Genomic DNA, 17502 nt, shown 5'->3' with positions numbered 1-17502 from the left:
TCGCCGCGTCACATCCGGGTCAGCGCGGCCTCGGTCGGCGCGATCATCTGCGGCTCGCCAACCTCGTACCACAGCCCGGTATGCGACACGCCATGAAGCCGCCCTTCGGCAATGGCACGGTTCCACAGCTCGCCGGTGGAGAACGATCCCTCGGGCGCGTCGCGCAGGAGGCGGTGCGACACGATCTGCAACCCGGTGTAGATGAACGGCGCGATCCGGCCGGGCCGGCGGCGCGTGATCCGCCCTTCCTGATCGAGATGGAAATCGCCCGGCCCCTGGAAGTTGAACGCGCGCGCATGGTTCACCAGCAGCAGCAGCGCGTCCATCTTCTCAGGGTCCCACGCATCGCTCAACGCGCCGAAGGCGTTGCGCGGGCCATCGAGCCAGATGTTGTCGCTGTTCACGCAGAAAAACGGATCGGCATCGATCAACGGCAAGGCGCGGATCATGCCGCCGCCGGTTTCCAGCAGGGCATCGCGTTCGTCCGAGATCGAAATCGCGGGGTGCTGCCTCTGTTCGAGATAGGCCTCGATCTGATCGGGCAGGTAATGGACGTTGACCACCGCGCGCGCGACGCCGGCTTCTTCCAGCTTGTCGAGCGCGTAGTCGATCAGCGGCTTGCCCGCCACGCGCACCAGCGGCTTGGGCCGCGTCGCGGTCAGCGGGCGCATCCGCTTGCCGATGCCAGCGGCCATGACCATGGCCACATCGCTGGCGAGAGGCTTGGTCATACCAAAAACACCCCGCCGCCCGCCGCGCGCACCTCGCCCGGGATATTCGCATCGAACCAGCGCGCCACCGGCGCCAGCGCGGGGTGCGCCAGATCGCGTTCGAGCATTGCCCACACGCGGGGGATATAGCCAAGGTAGCGCGGCTTGCCGTCGCGCTTCCACAGGCGCACGAAAATCCCCACGATCTTGGCATTGCGCTGCGCGCCCAGCACGGCGTAATCGGCCAGGAAATCATCGCCCGGCCGCGCCTGTTCGACGTAGTAGTCGAACATCGCGGCTTCGAGTTCGGCGCTGACGTCGCGACGCGCGTCCTGCAACAGCGAGACCAGGTCATAGGCCGGATGGCCCGCCAGCGCGTCCTGGAAATCGAGCAGACCCTGATTGCCCGTACCGCCCAGCAGCATGATGTTTTCGGCGTGGTAATCGCGCAGCACCGTCACGCCCTCGCCCTGCCGGGCCAGCAGCGGCGTCAGCACCTCTTCCCACGCCGCGGCCCAGCCGCGCGCGTCGACCTGCAGCCCGCGCGCGGGGCAGAACCAGTCGGTGAACAGCTTGGTCTCGCGCAAGTACTCCGCCATGCCATAGGGCGGGAACGGCCCGGCGGGGAGCGTGCCGGCCTTGAGCAGCGCGTCGATCGCGGCGCGATAGACCGCCTCCTCGTCCTGCGGCCAGGCCTCGACATATTCGCGCATCCGCACGTCGCCGAAGTCTTCGAGCAGGACGAAGCCCTCCTCCGCCCGTTCGGCCAGGATGCGCGGCGCGCGCAACCCGTTGGCATCGAGCCACTTCGCCGCGCGCAGAAATGGCGCGGGATCTTCCTGCGGCGGTGGCGCGTGCATGAGCATCGCATCGCCAGCCCCGCCGCGAATGCGGAAGTAGCGGCGGAACGAGGCATCGCCGGGCAGCGGATCGATCGTCGCACCGGTCCAGCCGGCTTCGGCCAGAAACGCTTCGACGCCAACGGGGACGCCATCGGGTATCGTCAGGTCCATGATCCGCGCTCTATCCAATCCGGACCCGGCTCGACAATGGCCGTGCGCCCGCTTTCCGCCGATTCCAACAGGATTGAAAGGCAACCGCGCTCGTGGGCAAAGCCGCCGGCGTGTTCGGGCCATTCGGCCAGCATCGCCGCCCCCATGCGATAGTCATCCAGCCCCAGTTCCTCCACTTCGGAAGGGTCTTCCAGCCGATAGAAGTCCGCGTGCACCAGCGGCAGGCGCACCGTCGGCGGATCGTAGCATTCGATGATCGCGAAACTGGGCGAAGGCACCTCGCCCTCGTGCCCCAGCGCGGCGATCACCGCGCGCGCCAGCGTGGTCTTGCCCGCGCCCAGCCCGCCCGAAAGCGCCACCACGTCGCCGGGCCGCAACCGCCCGGCGATCCGCGCGGCCAGCGCCTCGGTCGCGGCGATATCAGGCAGGGGAATGCGTTCGCTCACGGCAGGTCCACGATCGCGGCGGTGCCCTGCCCCGGTTCGGACAGAAGCTCGATAGTGCCGCCGTGCGCTTCGACCAGTTGCCGCACCAGCGGCAGGCCCAATCCCTGCCGCCGCTCCGCCGCGCGGCCATCGGGCGTGACCTTCAGGCCCTCCATCGCGCGCGCCAGCACCGCCGGCTCCATGCCGCCGCCATTGTCCGAGATCACCACCCGCACCCCCTGGCGCTGGCGCGTGCATTCGATCAGGATGCGCCCGCCCTCCGGCGTGGCGGCGATGGCATTATCCACCAGTTGGCCAAAGGCCCGCGCCAGCCGCCGCGCGTCGCCCGTCACCGTGCCGACCGAGGCATTGCCGCGCAAGTCAAGCGAGAGGCCCGCGGCGGAAATCCGGTCCGAGCGTTCCTTGACGACGCCGGTCAGCAGGGGAAAAATCTCCACCGGATCGCGCGCCAGCGGCAGCGTGCCAGCCTCGCTCTGCGACAGGTCGAGCACGTTCTCGATCTGCTCGCCCAGCCGCTCGACCGAGGCGAGGATCGCCGCCACGTATTCCTGGCCCTGCGGCGTCAGTTCGCCGGCGATTCCGCTTTGCAGCAGTTCGGCAAACCCGCCGATGGAGGTCAGCGGCGTGCGGAATTCATAGCTCATGTTGGCGATGAAGCGCGTCTTCACCGCATCGGCTTCCACCAGCGCCGCATTGCGTTCGCGCAGCGCGGTTTCGGCCTTCTGCGAATCCGTGATGTCCAGCACCGTCAGCAGTCCGTTGCCATCGGGCAGCGGCACGCCCGCGAACTCCAGATAGCGCCCGTCGGCCAGCGCCAGCCGCCCGCTGCGCTGGCGGCGCTCCAGCGTCGCCGCCTGGATCACCTGACCGATCGTGCCGACCTGCGATGGGCGCTTCAATTGCTGGGCGATGCGGGTTAGCAGCAGGTCCGCGCGCGGGTGGGTATCGAGGAAGCTGTCCTCCAGCCCCCATTCGGCCACGAAGCGGCGGTTCCACAGCTGCAACCGGCCATCGGGCGCGAACACGGCCAGCGCTTCGAACAGGTTGTCGAAGGTGGCCGTGCGCGTGCGCAGCAGCGTGTCGCGCGTCGCCGAAAGCTGGAGCTGTTCGGTGCGGTCCTCGAAGATCATCAGCAGCCCGCCATCAGGCATCGGCTGGCCCACCACGCGCAAATGCGTGCCATCGTGAAGATGCCACGATTCCTCGCGGGGATCGCGCGCCAGGAACCAGCCCTGCCGCTCGCGGCGCCATTCGGGAAAATCGCGCACTTCGGGCAGGCGCCCGGCATCGCGGATGCGATCCAGCACGCGGTCGAACGGCGGGGTATCGGCCACCCACGCCTGTGGCACGCCGAAGATGCGCAGGAACGGCTGGTTGGCGAAAACGAGGTTCCGGCGCTCGTCGAACTGCGCGATGCCGGCGGACAGCGTATCCAGCATCTCGCGCTGTGCTTCGCGGAACCGGCGGAACTGGCGCATCAGTTCCTCCAGTTCCTCGATGTCCACGGCATAGCCGGCGACACCTTCATCCCCCAGCGGCAGGTCGCTGACCCGCACCGAGCGGCGCTGGCCGCCGATCGTGGCGGACACGATGCGTTCGACCGGCGCCTTGCGCGCCAGCACGTGCCGCGCCACCTGCGCCGCGGTCAGCCCGTCGGCCGGCTCGATCAATTCGATGCCTTGCGTGACGACATCGTCCGCGCTCTTGGCCCCCACCGCCTTCACATAGGCGCTGTTGACCAGTCGCAATTCCATGTCGGGACCGCGAAACCACATCGGCAGCGGCGCCGCTTCGATCAAGCCGGAAAGGCCGGCGAAATCGGCGCGCGCGCCGGCCGCTTCCGCGCGCAGCTTGCGCAGCTCGGCCTCGCTATCGCTGAAATCGAAGAACCACACGAGCGCGGAGCCGCCGGGGGAAACCTGCGGGTCCGCCAGATGCCCGCGCACCGCCAGGCAGCGCGTGCCGCCGCGCGGCGTCAGCACCATGCGGAACGCCGCGCCGGTCTTCTGCGCGCGGCGCACGGCATCGCTCAGTTGCGAAAGCTGCACTTCGTTGAGGCCGCGATCGCTGGCATCGCCGGCATCGAGTTCGGAAAGATAGCCCGGCATGGCATCGAGGCCCAGCCAGCCCGCCAGCCGCGATGGCCCTCGATCCGCCCGTCGGCCCGCACCAGCAGCGGCAGGGGCGGGCGATTCGTCCACCATTCGCGTCAGCCGGCGCGCCAGCCGGTGATGCGCTTCGGCCTTGCGCGCCCGCCCGCGCGCGACAAGCACGGCCCAGCCGGCCGCAACGGTCCATGCGGCAACCAGCAGTCCCACGATGACCAGCACGGTCTGGTTCAGAAGCATCCGCCCCTCGCTATGCGGGCCTTGCGCCGATGACAACCGGCACGCACTTCAAATCTGGTGAGGAGCGCCGCGAAAGCCACCATATCGTGCGAAGCCGCAAGGGCGGTTCCCACGAAAACGGCCCCCGCAGCCATGCTGGGGGGCCGTATCGCATTTCCAAATCGCCTGGCCGCCGTAGCGGCGACGGGTCAGTAGCGGTAATGATCCGGCTTGAACGGTCCCGCTTCCGAAACGCCGATATAGGCCGCCTGCTTGGGCGAAAGCTTCGACAGCTTCACGCCCAGCTTTTCGAGGTGCAGCGCGGCCACCTTTTCGTCGAGGTGCTTGGGCAGCACGTAGACATCGTTCTTGTACTGGTCAGACTTGGTGAACAGTTCGATCTGCGCCAGCGTCTGGTTGGTGAAGCTGGACGACATGACGAAGCTGGGGTGGCCGGTGGCGCAGCCCAGGTTCACCAGCCGGCCCTTGGCCAGCACGATGATCTGCTTGCCGTCCGGGAACTCGACCAGGTCGGTGCCCGGCTTCACTTCGGTCCACTTGTAGTTCGACAGCGCGGCGATCTGGATCTCGCTGTCGAAATGGCCGATGTTGCAGACGATCGCCATTGGCTTCATCGCCTTCATGTGCTCGGCGGTGATCACGTCCTCGTTGCCGGTCGCCGTCACGAAGATGTCGCAGCGCGTGACCGCTTCTTCCATGGTGACGACTTCATAGCCTTCCATCGCCGCCTGCAGCGCGCAGATCGGATCGATTTCGGTGACCATCACGCGCGCACCGCCCTGGCGCAGCGAGGCGGCGGAGCCCTTGCCCACATCGCCGAAGCCGGCAACGCAGGCGACCTTGCCGGCCAGCATCACGTCGGTCGCGCGGCGGATCGCGTCAACCAGCGATTCCTTGCAGCCATAGAGGTTGTCGAACTTCGACTTGGTGACGGAATCGTTCACGTTGATCGCGGGGAACGGCAGCTTGCCGTCCTTGGCGATCTGGTACAGGCGGTGGACGCCGGTGGTGGTCTCTTCCGAAACGCCCTTGATGGCCTTGACCGACTGCGTGAGGTAGCCGGGCTTCTTCTTGAGAAACGCGGTGAGCGCGCGGACGAACTCGATTTCCTCGGCGTTCGAAGGCTCGAACAGCTTTTCGCCGGCTTCGACGCGCGCGCCCCACAGCGCGAACATGGTGGCATCGCCGCCGTCGTCGAGGATCATGTTGGCGGTCTGGTCATCACCCCAGTCAAAGATCGAACCGACGTAATCCCAGTAGTCGGCCAGGCTTTCGCCCTTCACCGCGAACACGGGGATGCCGGCGGCGGCGATCGCGGGCGGCGGCGTGGTCCTGCGTCGAGAAGATGTTGCAGGTGGCCCAGCGCACGTCGGCGCCCAGCGCGACGAGCGTCTCGATCAGCACGGCAGTCTGGATCGTCATGTGCAGCGATCCGGTGATGCGCGCGCCCTTGAGCGGCTGTGCAGCGCCGAATTCCTGGCGCAGCGCCATCAGGCCGGGCATTTCGGTTTCGGCGATCGCGATTTCCGCGCGGCCGAAGTCGGCAAGCCCGATATCGGCGATCACATAGTCCTTTTCGGCATCGAGCACGCTGGCCACGAAGCATTCTCCTGGATGAGTTCAAGCCCGCCCGCCGGACCACACGATAGCGGCCGACAGGTTGGCGGGTCTGCCGCCGCCTTAGCCGCTTGCACGAGCGGACGCAATATAAAGGAAACTTTATATGGCTGCATTAACGTCTCGAAAGAACGCAAACCCGCAAACCGCGCAGGACCGGGCGGGATGCCCTTCCCCACCGACGAAATTTCTCGCCCGCGCTTGCGCTTGTGTTGCACCGTCTTGCGGCTGGCCTATATCCTCCCTGCTGTCATAGACCCGGCCGACAGGTCCGGGCGGCACATCCAGAAGAAAGGATATTGGGGATGACGATTGCGGTTGGAGAAAAGCTGCCCGACGTGAAGCTGGTCAAGGCCACGGCGGAAGGCCCGGAAGCGGTGCAGAGCGCCGACTACTTCAAGGGCAAGAAGGTCGCCCTGTTCTCGGTTCCCGGCGCGTTCACGCCCACATGTTCGGCCAAGCACCTGCCGGGCTTCGTCGAGAAGGCCGCCGATCTCAAGGCCAAGGGCATTGATGAAATCGCCTGCACGGCGGTTAACGATCCCTTCGTGATGAAGGCGTGGGGCGCGGCCAGTGGCTCGCCCGACGTGACCATGCTGGCGGACGGCAATGGCGATTTCGCCAAGGCCGTGGGCCTCACCATGGATGGCTCGGGCTTCGGCCTTGGCACGCGCGGCCAGCGCTTCTCGATGGTGGTGAACGATGGCGTGGTCGAGCAGCTCCACGTCGAAGCGCCGGGCGATTTCAAGGTCAGCTCGGCCGAATACATGCTCGAAAACCTATGAGCGCTTTCCGGCCCTTCCCCCGTGCGGGAAGGGCCGGACGCTTCGCCGACCGTTAGAACGCGGGTCCTTCAGAACGACAGCCGCACGCGCCCGATCACCCGGTCGCCCGCGTGCCCGCCGGGCGCTCCGTCCTTCACATCGGTCCCTGTATAATCCAGCCCAACCAGCAGCGGCCCCCGTGCATAGTCCGCGCCGATCCGCCAGTCGGTATAGGCCCCGTGCGGTCGCAGCCGCGCCGCGCGCGCGGGATCGCGCACGCTACCCCGTGAATGGCCGAGCGAGGCCGAAAGGCTGAACGGTGTTGCCGGAATGCCCAGCGCGGCATCGCCATAGAAGTACAGGTTGTCGCCGCCGATCGCGCTTTGCCGCGGGGCATAGCGCGCACCGGCCCCGATCCGCGCCGGCCCCAGTGCATAGCTGGCGCCCAGCCCCAGTTCGGCATAGTGAGCGGCATCGGCCGCGCCTGCGAACAGATGCCCGGAAACCAGCGCGCTCACATCGAACAGGCCGATCGTCCAGCGGCGTGCCAGCGTCAGATCGGCCACGGCATCCGCGCCCAGATGCCGCGCCGCGCCGCGCGTGGCCGCCATTCGCGCGGACAGGTCGAAACGCGCGAGGGAAACCGCAGCGTCTGCCGAAGCGCTTGCCTTGCCCTCGCTCCAGCTCAGTCCGCGACGAACCTCGTCGGTCGTCGCCTCCACGCCGAACGAGGGCATACCCTGCGCCTGCGCGGTCGCAACACCAGCCATGAGGGCCGGCACCGCCAGTATCGTCACGCGGATCGCCATCAGCCTTCCCGATGCCCCGCGTGCAATCGCTCGGCGTCCGCGATCACCTCCTGCCGATCTTCCCGCGCGGCGGCGAGCATTTCGGCGCGCAGCTGGTCGGTGCGCCGCGCCACTTCTCCGGCGATCGCGGATTCCTGCCCCTTGCACCATCCCGCGCGCGTGCCGGTGAGCACACGCGGCCGCTCAAGCTGCCGGCTTGCGAGCGCGCCCGAAGGCAAGCGCGCTTCGCGCCGAACGGTGAGATCGACGCTCCACACACAGCGCAGCGAGGCCATGCGCCCGCCCGGTCCTGGCGCGCCGATCTGGCGCTGCACCGTTTGCGTCATCACCTGATAGCGCGCCTCGACGGTGCCGCCGCGATGCTCGATACGTTCGACGTGATCAGGCGCGGCCGGTGCCGTTGCTATGGCGGGCGTGGCCAGCCCTACGCCAGACAACAGCCCGGCGATCCACAATGCCTTCATGGTTCGGTCTCCTGCAATGCCCCGGCCTCTTTTTTCGCCGGTGACGGAGATGAACCTAGTGCGCCCAACGCACCTGCAAAGCCCTGGAATTGTAATGTATTTTGTCTGGCTCAGGGCTACCCCGGCAGCGCGTAAGTGACCGTCGCCTGCGCGACGGGCTCGTCGGGATCACTCTGCCACAGCCGCACGTCGATCATCGCCAACCGCCGGCCCAGCTTCAGCAGGCGCGCTTCCGCGATGACCCGCGCCCGCCGAGCGCCGCGCAGGAACGCGATATTGAGATTGCTGGTGACCGCCATAGCCTGCGGTCCAATGTGGGCCAGCACCACCGCGTAGGCGGCCACGTCCGCCAGCGCCATCTGTGTCGGTCCGGACACGAGATCACCGGGCCGCAGACTTTCTCCGCCCGGATCGAGGTGCATGCGGGCCAGACCGGGGGCAATGTCTGACACCACGCCGATACGCGCGTGCGCTTCCTCCGGAAACGCACGCAGCAAAAAGGCCTGGAGGTCCGGCACGGTCATCACGGGTTTGTACTGCGCCATCGACAGCCCTTATGGGAATGTTCGCGCGCCCGATCAGTAGCCCATCAGGCTAAGCACTTCCTTGCGGCTGCGCGAATCCTCGAGGAAGCAGCCCAGCATCCGGCTGGTCACCATGCCAACGCCCGGCGTGCGCACGCCACGGCCAGTCATGCAGCCATGCTGCGCCTCGATCACCACGGCCACGCCCTGCGGATGCAGGTTGTCCCAGATGCATTGCGCGACTTCCGCCGTCAGCCGTTCCTGGATCTGCAGGCGCTGGGCAAAGCCGTGTAGCACGCGTGCCAGCTTGAAATGCCCACGACCTTGCGGCTCGGCAGATAGGCGATCGCCGCTTTGCCGGTGATCGGCGCCATGTGGTGTTCGCAATGCGACTGGAAGGGAATGTCCTTCAGCAGCACGATCTCGTCGTAGCCGCCCACTTCCTCGAACTGGCGCGTCAGGTGAATGGCCGGATCGTCGGCATAGCCCTGGCAATATTCGCGCCAGGCGCGCGCCACGCGCTTGGGCGTATCGAGCAGCCCTTCGCGCGCCGGATCGTCACCGGTCCAGCGGATCAGCGTGCGGATAGCTTCCTGCACCTCCTGCGGCACCGGCTCCTTGCCGCGCGCCAGATCTTCGTCGTCAGTGCCGGTCGAGCAAGCCATTTCGTTCCCCTGATGCCGGGTTTCTTTTCCGGTCGCTTTGCACGTGGAATTACCCGCCGGGTAGTGCCTCGCGATATGAACCGCAATGCCCACTTGGTTTCAGGCCCGCAAGTGGCACTTTGCTGCCCTCATGGGCATGGCCAGTTTGCGCAGAGCGCATCGCGTGCCCCGCATAAAGCGTCAACAAGCACGCGTCGGGCGAACGAAGTCGCGAATTACTGGTGCGGAATGACCAGCTCGTCAGGGTGCGCGACGTTAAGGTTGCTGCGCAGCAACTCGCCCACCAGATCAGGATCGGCGTGGCGCGGATCGAGGAGGTTGACGCGGTTGCGCAAATGATCGCGCTCCGCCGTCAGTTGCGCCACTTCCTTCTGGCGCTGTTCGAGCATCCGCGCGTTCTCGCTCCAGGCGAGCAGTCCGCTCGGCCCGGCCAGCCCCATGGCGCCCAGAAACAGCAACGCCAGCAGCGCCGCCGTCTGGGTCAGGCTTTCCTTGGGCAGTCGCAGATTATGGCGGCGGCGCTTCATTCTGTCACAGAATCATACTTAACCATTGGATTCAAGCCCTAATCCAATGGACCGGCCTGACGCGCCGCTATCGCAAGCGGCGCCAGGCGGCAAGAACGAAGGTCAATCGACCATCTGCATGACCGCGGCCTGCAATTCGCGGCGGGTCAGCTGCGGAGACTGGCGGGGGCTGAGTACGAAACCGCGATGGCGGTCAATCGATGGATGCGGGTTGCGCATCCGGGGAAAACTGGAAACCAAATTGGAAAAAAACATGAATACCTTGAATATGTTATGCAATATTGCGCGTTGATTGCGCGCCGTCCTGAGTTGAGTGTTAGCGCCGCTTGCGGAACGCGCCCGTGCTCTGGACCTTTTCGCGGAACACGATGCGTCCCTTGGTCAGATCATAGGGCGTCATTTCGACCTTGACCCGGTCTCCCACGATCGAGCGGATGCGGAATTTCCGCATCTTGCCCGCCGTATAGGCGATGATCCGGTGATCGTTCTCCAGGACGACGCCGAAGCGGCCGTCCGGGAGAATTTCATCGATCTGGCCGTCGAGTGTCAGAAGATCCTCTTTGGCCAAGGGATCAAACCGTTTCCAGGTTGACGGCCGACGTCTTGCCGCGACGGTCGGTTTCCAGCTCGTACTTGACGCGCTGATCCTTGTTCAGCGTGGCCATGCCCGAACGCTCGACGGCGCTGATGTGGACAAAGTTGTCGGGCGCGCCGTCTTCCGGCGCGATGAAACCGTAACCCTTGTCGGAATTGAAGAATTTGACGGTGCCGATAGGCATGGGGTGTTTCCTTTTCACGAAAACGAAAAACCCACCCGCAACAGCGCGGATGGAGCCGGTAGCGTGACAAAGGAAGGAGAGCCGTGGCCGGCGTCAAATTCCGTCGAAAGCGACGATAGCAAAAGGAACCTAGGGCTTTTGCCGGAAAAAGTCAAGGTTCGCGCTGGAAGTGGTGCGCCCGACAGGATTCGAACCTGTGGCCCCCAGATTAGGAATCTGGTGCTCTATCCTGCTGAGCTACGGGCGCCCGCGCTCCCTTTAGGGGGCCGCGCGCGCGCTGGCAATCGCGCTTGAACGGAACATTGCGTTCAGTGCGCCGGGCTTTGGGATCAATTGGTTTCGCCGGGCGGCGCGATCGGAAACAGCACGGGCGCGATCTCGATCCCTTCCTCGATCAGATCACGCGCTTCCTCGGGCGTGGCCTGGCCGTGGATCGCCTCCACGTCCTTTTCGCCATAGTGCATCGCCCGCGCATCGTCGGCGAAGCTGTCGCCCACCCATTTCGAGGACTTGAGCGCTTCGGCCTGCATCGTCGCCAGCGCCTTGAACATGGCGACCGCCTCGGGAGGAAGACCTCCGCCCGCCATCACTTGCGGTGAGGAGCTGCCAGCCGTTACAGGCGCTGGCGCCGCGGCCACGGCCGCACCCTTGTCGGTCGGCACCCGAGCCGGAACCTGGTTGCCCTTGCGCCCCACATGCGGGGCCATCACCGCCTTGCCGACATCACCGGAGCCGCAGGTGGGACAGGTGAGGAGACCCCGCGCCTGCTGCTGCGCGAAGTCGTCCGACGAGCCGAACCAGCCCTCGAAACGATGCCCGCCATCGCGGCACTCAAGATCAAAGACGATCATATGACAGCCGATTTAGGCATTTCGCGGCCCGCCGCAAGAGCCTCGCGGTTCACCCTGCCGGGATCGGCTGCTTGTTGATGAGGCTGGGCAGTTGCGCGCGCACTTCGGCGATGCGTGCCGGATCAAGCGTGGCGAAGCCCAGGCCCGGTTCCTCGCCCATGTCCAGCAGCACTTCGCCCCATGGATCGATGACGAGGCTGTGCCCGTAGGTCTCGCGCCCGTCCTCGTGCCGTCCGGCCTGCGCTGTGGCGATCACGAAGGCGCTGGCTTCCACCGCGCGGGCGCGCTGCATCAGGTGCCAGTGCGCCTTGCCGGTGGGCACGGTGAACGCCGCCGGGATGGCGATGACATCGCACTGCCTCCGGCCAAGCTGCTCGAAAAGGGCGGGAAAGCGCACGTCGTAGCATATCGCCAGCCCCAGCCGGCCGATCGGCGTTTCCGCCGTTACCACGCTGTCACCGGGGCGATAGGCAGCGGATTCGCGCCAGCTTTCACCCGTGGCCAGATCGACGTCGAACATGTGGATCTTGTCATAGCGCGCCACGATCGCGCCGGTGGCGTCGATCAGGAACGAACGGTTGGCCCAGCGCCCTTCGCCCGATGCGGCTTCCCCGGTCATGGCTTCGCCGCCGCGCTGCACAGCCAGCGATCCGATGGCCACCCAGATGCCGTGTTGCGCCGCCGCCGCGCGCACCGCCGCCAGCACCGGATTGGCGTCTTCCGCCACGATATGCGGCGTCGCGCGCTTGCGGTCGCGGTCGAGCAGGCCCGCCATTTCGGGCGTGAACAGGATTGCCGCGCCGCCGTGCGCCGCGCGGCCCACGGCATCCACGATCGCCGCGGCATTGGCTGCGGGATCGATGCCGGTGGTCATCTGGAACAGCGCAACCCGCACCGGACCATCGGGCATGGTCATGCCCTAGAGGCCCAGCAGGGGATCGAGCTTTTCGGCGGAATCCAGCGCATAGAGATCGTCGCAGCCGCCGACGTGCGTTTCGCCGACGAAGATTTGCGGCACCGTCATTGCCGCGGGCGCGCGGGCGAGCATTTCCTGCTTCTTCGGGCCGCCCATGGTCACATCGAATTCCTCGAAGGCCACGCCCTTCTTTTCGAGCAGCGCCTTGGCCCGCACGCAGTAGGGGCAACCCCATTTGGTGTAGATATCGACTTTGGGCGTTCCGGCCATGATGTCCTCTTGTCCGGGCGCGTCCGGGAACGCGCCCTTCGCTGTTTGCATGCACGCGAAAATGCGCATCGGGGTCTTGAATTTCAACCGGGCTATCACACATCCATTTTCGTGTCATGCGCCGCGCTGGCGGGCATGGCCACAAGGTCCAAGGGAACGCCGAACCGGGTTCCTGCGGAAGAGTGCAGATTGCTCAACAGAGGATATTGCCATGAACCGTTTTGATTTCACTCCCTATCGCCGCACCACCGTGGGTTTCGATCGCCTGTTCGACCTGCTCGAACGCCAGGCCCGCGCCAATGCCGGCGATAACTATCCGCCCTTCAACATCGAACGCCGTGGCGAGGATGCCTACCGCATCACGCTGGCCGTCGCCGGCTTCAAGCCGGAAGACATCGACATCACCGCCCAGCAGAACCTGCTGGTGGTGAAGGGGGCCAAGCCGGATGCCGAGGACCGTCAGTTCCTCCATGTCGGAATCGCCAACCGCGGCTTCGAGCGCCGCTTCGAACTGGCCGATTTCGTGCGCGTGGAAGCGGCGGACCTTGCCGACGGGCTGCTCACCATCGACCTCGTGCGCGAAGTGCCCGAAGCGATGAAGCCCAAGAAGGTGCTGATCGGCGAACAGAAGCCGCTGAAGGTGATCGAAGGCGATGCCAGCGCCGCCGCTTGATCGCTTCCATCCGGTGCCGTGAAATCAGGGCGGTCCCTTCGGGGGCCGCCCTTTTTGAATCGGGCGAAACTCTACCAGGCTTCGGCCACGTCGATCAGCGCCTGCCGATCGAGAATGGTCACGCGCCCGCCCTTCAGGCCGACCAGGCCGTTTTCGGCCCAGGCCGAAAGCTGGCGGTTGATCTGTTCGCGTGACATGCCGGCAAAGTTGCCCAGTTCGCCCTGGCTCAGCGCGATCTTGAGCTTCCCGCCGGCGCCGTTTTCCTCGATGTTGGCGTTTTCCGCCATCATCAGGCGCAGCAGGAACCGCGCAAGCCGTGGACCGGAGGTATAGGCCCGGTCCGCCTCGATCACCGCGTTGTTCTGGCGCAGGCGGCGAGCCATGGCGCGCAACAGGCGCAGCGCCAGCCCCTTGTGCAGATCGATGATGTCGGCAAAGGCCGTGCGGCTCAGGCACAGCGCCTCGGTCGGATCGATCGCCTCGACGCTGGCAGTGCGCTCCCCGCCGTCGAGGAACGCGATCTCGCCCAGCACATGGCCTGGCTCGGCATAGTCGAGGATGATTTCCCGGCCGTTCGCGGCCACCATGCTGACGCGCGCAAGCCCCTTGAGGATGATGAAGAGCGTATCGCCCTCCTCCCCCTGCGCCATCAGTTCCTGCCCCGGCTTGAACGTGCGCAGGTGCGCGCGGCGGATGATGTCGGATAGCTCGGCCTGCTCGCAATCGGCGAACAGGCTTTGCGCGGCCAGCGTGTCCGCAAGCTTGGCGGCGTCCATCGTTCAGTATCCCCCAGCAATACCCCGAACGGATTACGGGAATCCGCTCCACCGCGGACAAATAGCCAGAGGAAACTGGCTTTGGCCAGTGCCTAAAGTTAACAAACGGTGAGGATTTGCGCCCCGGGCCGCGCTGGCCCGGCCTGTTTCAGAACAGGCGGGCCTGCTTGACCGCCGCCTCGATGAAGCCGCGGAACAGCGGGTGCGGATCGAACGGGCGGCTCTTGAGTTCGGGGTGGAACTGCACGCCGATGAACCAGGGGTGGTCCGGCCGTTCGACGATCTCGGGCAGCAGTCCGTCGGGTGACATGCCGGAAAATACCAGCCCGCCCTTTTCCAGCGGCGCGCGATAGGCGCCGTTCACTTCGTAACGGTGGCGGTGGCGCTCGCTGATCGTCGTCGCACCGTAGATCTGCGCGACATGGCTGTTTCCGTCGAGCCTTGCCTCATAGGCGCCCAGCCGCATCGTGCCGCCAAGGTCACCGCCCGCCTGACGCTTTTCGAGCCCTTCGGGCGTCATCCATTCGGTGATGATGCCCACCACCGGCTCGTCGGTCGGGCCGAACTCGGTGGACGACGCGGCGGCGATGCCGGCGGTGTTGCGCGCGCCTTCGATGCAGGCCATCTGCATGCCCAGGCAGATGCCGAAGAACGGCACGTTGCGTTCGCGCGCGAAGCGGACGGACGCGATCTTCCCCTCGGTGCCGCGCTCGCCGAAGCCACCCGGCACCAGGATGCCGTGCATCGGCTCCAGATGCGCGGCGATCTCGCTGTCGTCCTTCTCGAACAGTTCGGCGTCGAGCCACTTGATGTTCACCTTGACGCGGTTGGCCATGCCACCGTGGACCAGCGCCTCGTTCAGCGACTTGTAGGCGTCCTGCAGCCCAACGTACTTGCCTACGACGCCGATCGTCACCTCGCCCTCGGGGTTCTGGTGGCGGTCGACGATATCGTCCCAGCGGGTAAGGTCCGGCTCCGGCGCGGTCAGGCCGAAGTGGCGCAGCACTTCGGCGTCCAGCCCCTCGGCATGGTACTGCAGCGGTACCGCATAGATGCTCGACGCGTCCAGCGCCGGGATCACCGCCGATTTGCGCACATTGCAGAACTGCGCGATCTTGGCGCGCTCGCCTTCGGGCAGCGGCTTTTCGCAACGGCACAGCAGGATGTCAGGCTGGATGCCCAGCCCGGTCAGCTCGCGCACCGAATGCTGGGTAGGCTTGGTCTTCAGCTCGCCGGCGGCCGCGATATAGGGCACCAGCGTGACGTGGACGAAACAGGTCTGGTCGCGGTCCAGCTCGTTGTGGAGCTGGCGCAGCGCCTCGATGAACGGCAGCCCCTCGATGTCGCCCACCGTGCCGCCGATCTCGCACAATACGAAATCGAGGTCCTCGGTTTCGGTCTGCGCGAAGTCCTTGATCGCGTCGGTTACGTGCGGGATCACCTGCACCGTGGCGCCCAGGTAATCGCCCCGGCGCTCCTTGGCGATGATGTCTCGGTAGATGCGGCCCGACGTGATGTTGTCTGCCTGGCGCGCGGACACGCCGGTGAAGCGCTCGTAGTGTCCCAGATCGAGGTCGGTTTCCGCGCCGTCGTCGGTCACATAGACCTCGCCGTGCTGGTACGGGCTCATCGTGCCCGGATCGACGTTGAGATAGGGATCGAACTTGCGGATTCGCACGCGATAGCCGCGCGCCTGCAACAGCGCGGCGAGGCTTGCCGCCATGAGACCTTTGCCGAGCGAGGAGACCACGCCGCCGGTGATAAATATGTACCGCGCCATGGGAGTCGGGCCTTAGCGTCAGAGGTTGAATGGACGCAAGCGGTTACCGGAGAAATTGCTCCGGCAATCCACAAGCTGGATGATTGCGGCCCTTATGTGGCCGCTGAAACGGTCGATCGGCAACAAGCAAAGCGCCCGCCCCGCAAGCCCGGAAAAGGATGCGGGATCGGTGCGCGCTCTATTGCCGGGTAACGGTTACTGCTTCGCGGCACCCTTGAGCGGGTCGGCCGGAACCGCCGCGGGCGCGGGCGCGCTGCCCTGAACGGGCGCCGCGGGCTGCTGGCTCGGCTGCTGGCCTTGCGCCGGCGCCAGCGGATCAGCCTTGGGCGCCGGAACCGAACGGTCAAGCGAAGTGTCGATCGTGCTGCCCGAGCTGGTCTTCACCGCCAGCGCGGCAAGCGCGATGCTCAGCACCACGAACGCCGTGGCAAGCACCGTCGTCGCGCGCGTCAGGAAATCCGCCGCGCCGCGCGCCGACATGAAGCCCGAAGGGCTTCCGCCAACGCCCAGGCCGCCACCTTCGGACTTCTGGATCAGGATGACACCGACCAGCGCGGCCGCGACCAGCGCCTGCACGACGGTAAGGAAAATGAAAAGCGACATGATGTTCTGCCTGAAACGATTGGGGCGCATGTAGGCCGCGAACCCGCCGATGGCAAGGCACCGGCTGAGGCCCGGCTGGCGCTCAGGCTTCGCCCGACCCCGCGGCGGCGATGATCGGCAGGAACGCTTCCGCCGTCAGGCTCGCTCCGCCCACCAGCGCGCCACCCACGTCGGCCGCCGACAGCAGATCGGCCGCGTTGCCGGCGTTGACCGAGCCGCCATAGAGAATGCGCACCTTGTCCGCCGCCTCGCCATAGGCCGCGTTGAGCCGCGCGCGCACGGCGGCGTGCATCGCGACCACGTCTTCCACCGCCGCCACGCGGCCGGTACCGATCGCCCATACCGGTTCATAGGCGACGGCGATCTTGCCCGCCGCAGCGGCGGCCTGCGCTTCGTCGCCCACCGGCAAAGACGCCGAAACCTGACCGGAAACCACCGCTTCGGCCTTGCCCGCGTCGCGCTCTTCCAGCGTTTCGCCCACGCAAACGATGATCGCCAGCCCGGCCGTCAGCGCGGCATCGGCCTTGGCACGCACGGCGGCATCGGTCTCGCCGTGATCGCGCCGGCGTTCACTGTGCCCCAGAATCACGAAATCGGCGCCGATGTCCGCCAGCATCGCGGCGGAGACGTCGCCCGTATGCGCGCCCTTCACTTCGGCGTGGCAATCCTGCCCGCCGACATTCATCGCGCTCACCGCCTCGCGCAGCGTGTTGATCAGCGTGAACGGCGGCGCAAGCGCAACCTGCACATCGGGAAAGCGTTCGGCGGCACGGTCGATGGCACGGGCTTCGGCCAGCATGGCGCGCGTACCGTTCATCTTCCAGTTGCCAACGATGAAAGGCCGATGAGTCATAGGCTTCGACTGGTCCCCCTAGCAAAACTCGGATTCGCGCCTCCTGAACGTAAGCGAGGCGGACTGAATCGCCGCGCGGCTAACAAACCGCGCATAAGAATGCAAAACGGTTCC

19 protein-coding genes, 1 tRNA gene and 3 pseudogenes are annotated in these 17502 nt (G+C 66.2%); 2 read left to right on the top strand and 21 right to left on the bottom strand.

Annotation, left to right across the window (positions count from 1 at the left end):
• Positions 1-8 precede the first annotated feature (8 nt).
• The 5 genes and pseudogenes from F1640_RS19210 to ahcY all read right to left on the bottom strand — a co-directional run bounded on the left by F1640_RS19210 (position 9) and on the right by ahcY (position 6116).
• Positions 9-731 carry a nucleotidyltransferase family protein gene (locus tag F1640_RS19210; RefSeq protein WP_194920792.1) on the bottom strand — a complete coding sequence of 241 codons (723 nt, stop codon included), beginning with the start codon at positions 729-731 and terminating at the stop codon, positions 9-11.
• A complete protein-coding gene (locus tag F1640_RS19205) occupies positions 728-1723 on the bottom strand; it encodes an aminoglycoside phosphotransferase family protein (protein WP_194920791.1) in 996 nt (331 codons plus the stop codon). Before F1640_RS19205 ends, F1640_RS19210 begins: the two co-directional genes overlap by 4 nt.
• Complete coding sequence (tsaE, locus tag F1640_RS19200) at positions 1714-2169, bottom strand: tRNA (adenosine(37)-N6)-threonylcarbamoyltransferase complex ATPase subunit type 1 TsaE (protein WP_194920785.1); 456 nt, start codon at positions 2167-2169, stop codon at positions 1714-1716. The genes F1640_RS19205 and tsaE overlap by 10 nt, the downstream gene beginning before the upstream one ends.
• Positions 2166-4517, bottom strand: a pseudogene (locus F1640_RS19195) (PAS-domain containing protein). The gene tsaE and the pseudogene F1640_RS19195 overlap by 4 nt, the downstream one beginning before the upstream one ends.
• A 188-nt stretch (positions 4518-4705) precedes the next feature.
• Positions 4706-6116: pseudogene (ahcY, locus tag F1640_RS19190) on the bottom strand (adenosylhomocysteinase).
• A gap of 323 nt (positions 6117-6439) precedes the next feature.
• On the opposite strand from ahcY, the gene F1640_RS19185 reads away from it, so the two are divergent.
• Positions 6440-6919 carry a peroxiredoxin gene (locus F1640_RS19185; protein WP_124807457.1) on the top strand — a complete coding sequence of 160 codons (480 nt, stop codon included), beginning with the start codon at positions 6440-6442 and terminating at the stop codon, positions 6917-6919.
• Positions 6920-6987: 68 nt separating this feature from the next.
• Here F1640_RS19185 and F1640_RS19180 read toward each other — a convergent pair whose 3' ends face one another.
• The 12 genes and pseudogenes from F1640_RS19180 to grxC all read right to left on the bottom strand — a co-directional run bounded on the left by F1640_RS19180 (position 6988) and on the right by grxC (position 12703).
• Positions 6988-7707: a TorF family putative porin gene (locus tag F1640_RS19180; protein WP_194920775.1), complete on the bottom strand. Its 720-nt coding sequence runs from the start codon at positions 7705-7707 to the stop codon at positions 6988-6990.
• Positions 7707-8171, bottom strand: a complete 465-nt coding sequence (locus tag F1640_RS19175) for a hypothetical protein (protein WP_125955421.1) — start codon at positions 8169-8171, stop codon at positions 7707-7709. The genes F1640_RS19180 and F1640_RS19175 overlap by 1 nt, the downstream gene beginning before the upstream one ends.
• Positions 8172-8287: 116 nt before the next feature.
• Positions 8288-8716 carry a PaaI family thioesterase gene (locus tag F1640_RS19170; protein WP_194920771.1) on the bottom strand — a complete coding sequence of 143 codons (429 nt, stop codon included), beginning with the start codon at positions 8714-8716 and terminating at the stop codon, positions 8288-8290.
• A 33-nt stretch (positions 8717-8749) separates the two neighbouring features.
• Positions 8750-9360, bottom strand: a pseudogene (folE, locus tag F1640_RS19165) (GTP cyclohydrolase I FolE).
• Positions 9361-9575: 215 nt separating this feature from the next.
• On the bottom strand, positions 9576-9887 hold the full coding sequence (locus tag F1640_RS19160; protein ID WP_124807462.1) for a septum formation initiator family protein: 312 nt from the start codon (positions 9885-9887) through the stop codon (positions 9576-9578).
• 102 nt (positions 9888-9989) lie between these two features.
• Positions 9990-10142 carry a hypothetical protein gene (locus F1640_RS19155; protein ID WP_194920769.1) on the bottom strand — a complete coding sequence of 51 codons (153 nt, stop codon included), beginning with the start codon at positions 10140-10142 and terminating at the stop codon, positions 9990-9992.
• A 61-nt stretch (positions 10143-10203) separates the two neighbouring features.
• The gene (infA, locus tag F1640_RS19150; protein WP_124807463.1) at positions 10204-10455 is read right to left on the bottom strand and encodes a translation initiation factor IF-1; all 252 of its coding nucleotides are present in this window, start codon (positions 10453-10455) and stop codon (positions 10204-10206) included.
• A 4-nt stretch (positions 10456-10459) separates the two neighbouring features.
• Complete coding sequence (locus tag F1640_RS19145) at positions 10460-10666, bottom strand: cold-shock protein (RefSeq protein ID WP_124807464.1); 207 nt, start codon at positions 10664-10666, stop codon at positions 10460-10462.
• A 170-nt stretch (positions 10667-10836) separates the two neighbouring features.
• Positions 10837-10913: transfer RNA gene (locus F1640_RS19140), tRNA-Arg, on the bottom strand.
• A gap of 82 nt (positions 10914-10995) precedes the next feature.
• The gene (locus F1640_RS19135) at positions 10996-11517 is read right to left on the bottom strand and encodes a DUF1178 family protein (RefSeq protein ID WP_125955419.1); all 522 of its coding nucleotides are present in this window, start codon (positions 11515-11517) and stop codon (positions 10996-10998) included.
• A gap of 49 nt (positions 11518-11566) precedes the next feature.
• Positions 11567-12433: a carbon-nitrogen hydrolase family protein gene (locus tag F1640_RS19130; RefSeq protein ID WP_125955418.1), complete on the bottom strand. Its 867-nt coding sequence runs from the start codon at positions 12431-12433 to the stop codon at positions 11567-11569.
• A gap of 3 nt (positions 12434-12436) precedes the next feature.
• Entirely contained in the window at positions 12437-12703 is a 267-nt protein-coding gene (grxC, locus tag F1640_RS19125; RefSeq protein WP_194920768.1) for a glutaredoxin 3, read from the bottom strand.
• A 211-nt stretch (positions 12704-12914) separates the two neighbouring features.
• On the opposite strand from grxC, the gene F1640_RS19120 reads away from it, so the two are divergent.
• Positions 12915-13376 carry an Hsp20 family protein gene (locus F1640_RS19120; protein WP_124807468.1) on the top strand — a complete coding sequence of 154 codons (462 nt, stop codon included), beginning with the start codon at positions 12915-12917 and terminating at the stop codon, positions 13374-13376.
• 71 nt (positions 13377-13447) lie between these two features.
• On the opposite strand, the gene F1640_RS19115 is transcribed toward F1640_RS19120, so the two are convergent.
• The 4 genes from F1640_RS19115 to tpiA all read right to left on the bottom strand — a co-directional run bounded on the left by F1640_RS19115 (position 13448) and on the right by tpiA (position 17388).
• On the bottom strand, positions 13448-14152 hold the full coding sequence (locus F1640_RS19115; RefSeq protein ID WP_124807469.1) for a Crp/Fnr family transcriptional regulator: 705 nt from the start codon (positions 14150-14152) through the stop codon (positions 13448-13450).
• 148 nt (positions 14153-14300) lie between these two features.
• On the bottom strand, positions 14301-15932 hold the full coding sequence (locus F1640_RS19110; protein ID WP_194920766.1) for a CTP synthase: 1632 nt from the start codon (positions 15930-15932) through the stop codon (positions 14301-14303).
• A gap of 195 nt (positions 15933-16127) precedes the next feature.
• Positions 16128-16535 carry a preprotein translocase subunit SecG gene (gene secG, locus F1640_RS19105; RefSeq protein WP_124807471.1) on the bottom strand — a complete coding sequence of 136 codons (408 nt, stop codon included), beginning with the start codon at positions 16533-16535 and terminating at the stop codon, positions 16128-16130.
• An 82-nt stretch (positions 16536-16617) separates the two neighbouring features.
• Entirely contained in the window at positions 16618-17388 is a 771-nt protein-coding gene (tpiA, locus tag F1640_RS19100) for a triose-phosphate isomerase (protein WP_124807472.1), read from the bottom strand.
• Between the last annotated feature and the right edge of the window lie 114 nt (positions 17389-17502).

Origin of the sequence: Novosphingobium sp. NBM11 (assembly GCF_015390225.1) — a bacterium.
In the GTDB taxonomy this organism is placed as follows: domain Bacteria; phylum Pseudomonadota; class Alphaproteobacteria; order Sphingomonadales; family Sphingomonadaceae; genus Novosphingobium.
Note: the sequence above shows the minus strand (reverse complement) of the source record. Positions and strands in the feature narration are given on the sequence as shown.

Bases quoted from the DNA above. Each gene is read 5' to 3' on its own strand.
- F1640_RS19210 (WP_194920792.1), bottom strand. From the start codon at position 731: ATGACCAAGCCTCTCGCCAGCGATGTGGCCATGGTCATGGCCGCTGGC.
- F1640_RS19205 (WP_194920791.1), bottom strand. From the start codon at position 1,723: ATGGACCTGACGATACCCGATGGCGTCCCCGTTGGCGTCGAAGCGTTT.
- F1640_RS19185 (WP_124807457.1), top strand. From the start codon at position 6,440: ATGACGATTGCGGTTGGAGAAAAGCTGCCCGACGTGAAGCTGGTCAAG.
- F1640_RS19180 (WP_194920775.1), bottom strand. From the start codon at position 7,707: ATGGCGATCCGCGTGACGATACTGGCGGTGCCGGCCCTCATGGCTGGT.
- F1640_RS19175 (WP_125955421.1), bottom strand. From the start codon at position 8,171: ATGAAGGCATTGTGGATCGCCGGGCTGTTGTCTGGCGTAGGGCTGGCC.
- F1640_RS19170 (WP_194920771.1), bottom strand. From the start codon at position 8,716: ATGGCGCAGTACAAACCCGTGATGACCGTGCCGGACCTCCAGGCCTTT.
- F1640_RS19160 (WP_124807462.1), bottom strand. From the start codon at position 9,887: ATGAAGCGCCGCCGCCATAATCTGCGACTGCCCAAGGAAAGCCTGACC.
- F1640_RS19155 (WP_194920769.1), bottom strand. From the start codon at position 10,142: ATGTTTTTTTCCAATTTGGTTTCCAGTTTTCCCCGGATGCGCAACCCG.
- F1640_RS19145 (WP_124807464.1), bottom strand. From the start codon at position 10,666: ATGCCTATCGGCACCGTCAAATTCTTCAATTCCGACAAGGGTTACGGT.
- F1640_RS19135 (WP_125955419.1), bottom strand. From the start codon at position 11,517: ATGATCGTCTTTGATCTTGAGTGCCGCGATGGCGGGCATCGTTTCGAG.
- F1640_RS19130 (WP_125955418.1), bottom strand. From the start codon at position 12,433: ATGACCATGCCCGATGGTCCGGTGCGGGTTGCGCTGTTCCAGATGACC.
- grxC (WP_194920768.1), bottom strand. From the start codon at position 12,703: ATGGCCGGAACGCCCAAAGTCGATATCTACACCAAATGGGGTTGCCCC.
- F1640_RS19120 (WP_124807468.1), top strand. From the start codon at position 12,915: ATGAACCGTTTTGATTTCACTCCCTATCGCCGCACCACCGTGGGTTTC.
- F1640_RS19115 (WP_124807469.1), bottom strand. From the start codon at position 14,152: ATGGACGCCGCCAAGCTTGCGGACACGCTGGCCGCGCAAAGCCTGTTC.
- F1640_RS19110 (WP_194920766.1), bottom strand. From the start codon at position 15,932: ATGGCGCGGTACATATTTATCACCGGCGGCGTGGTCTCCTCGCTCGGC.
- secG (WP_124807471.1), bottom strand. From the start codon at position 16,535: ATGTCGCTTTTCATTTTCCTTACCGTCGTGCAGGCGCTGGTCGCGGCC.
- tpiA (WP_124807472.1), bottom strand. From the start codon at position 17,388: ATGACTCATCGGCCTTTCATCGTTGGCAACTGGAAGATGAACGGTACG.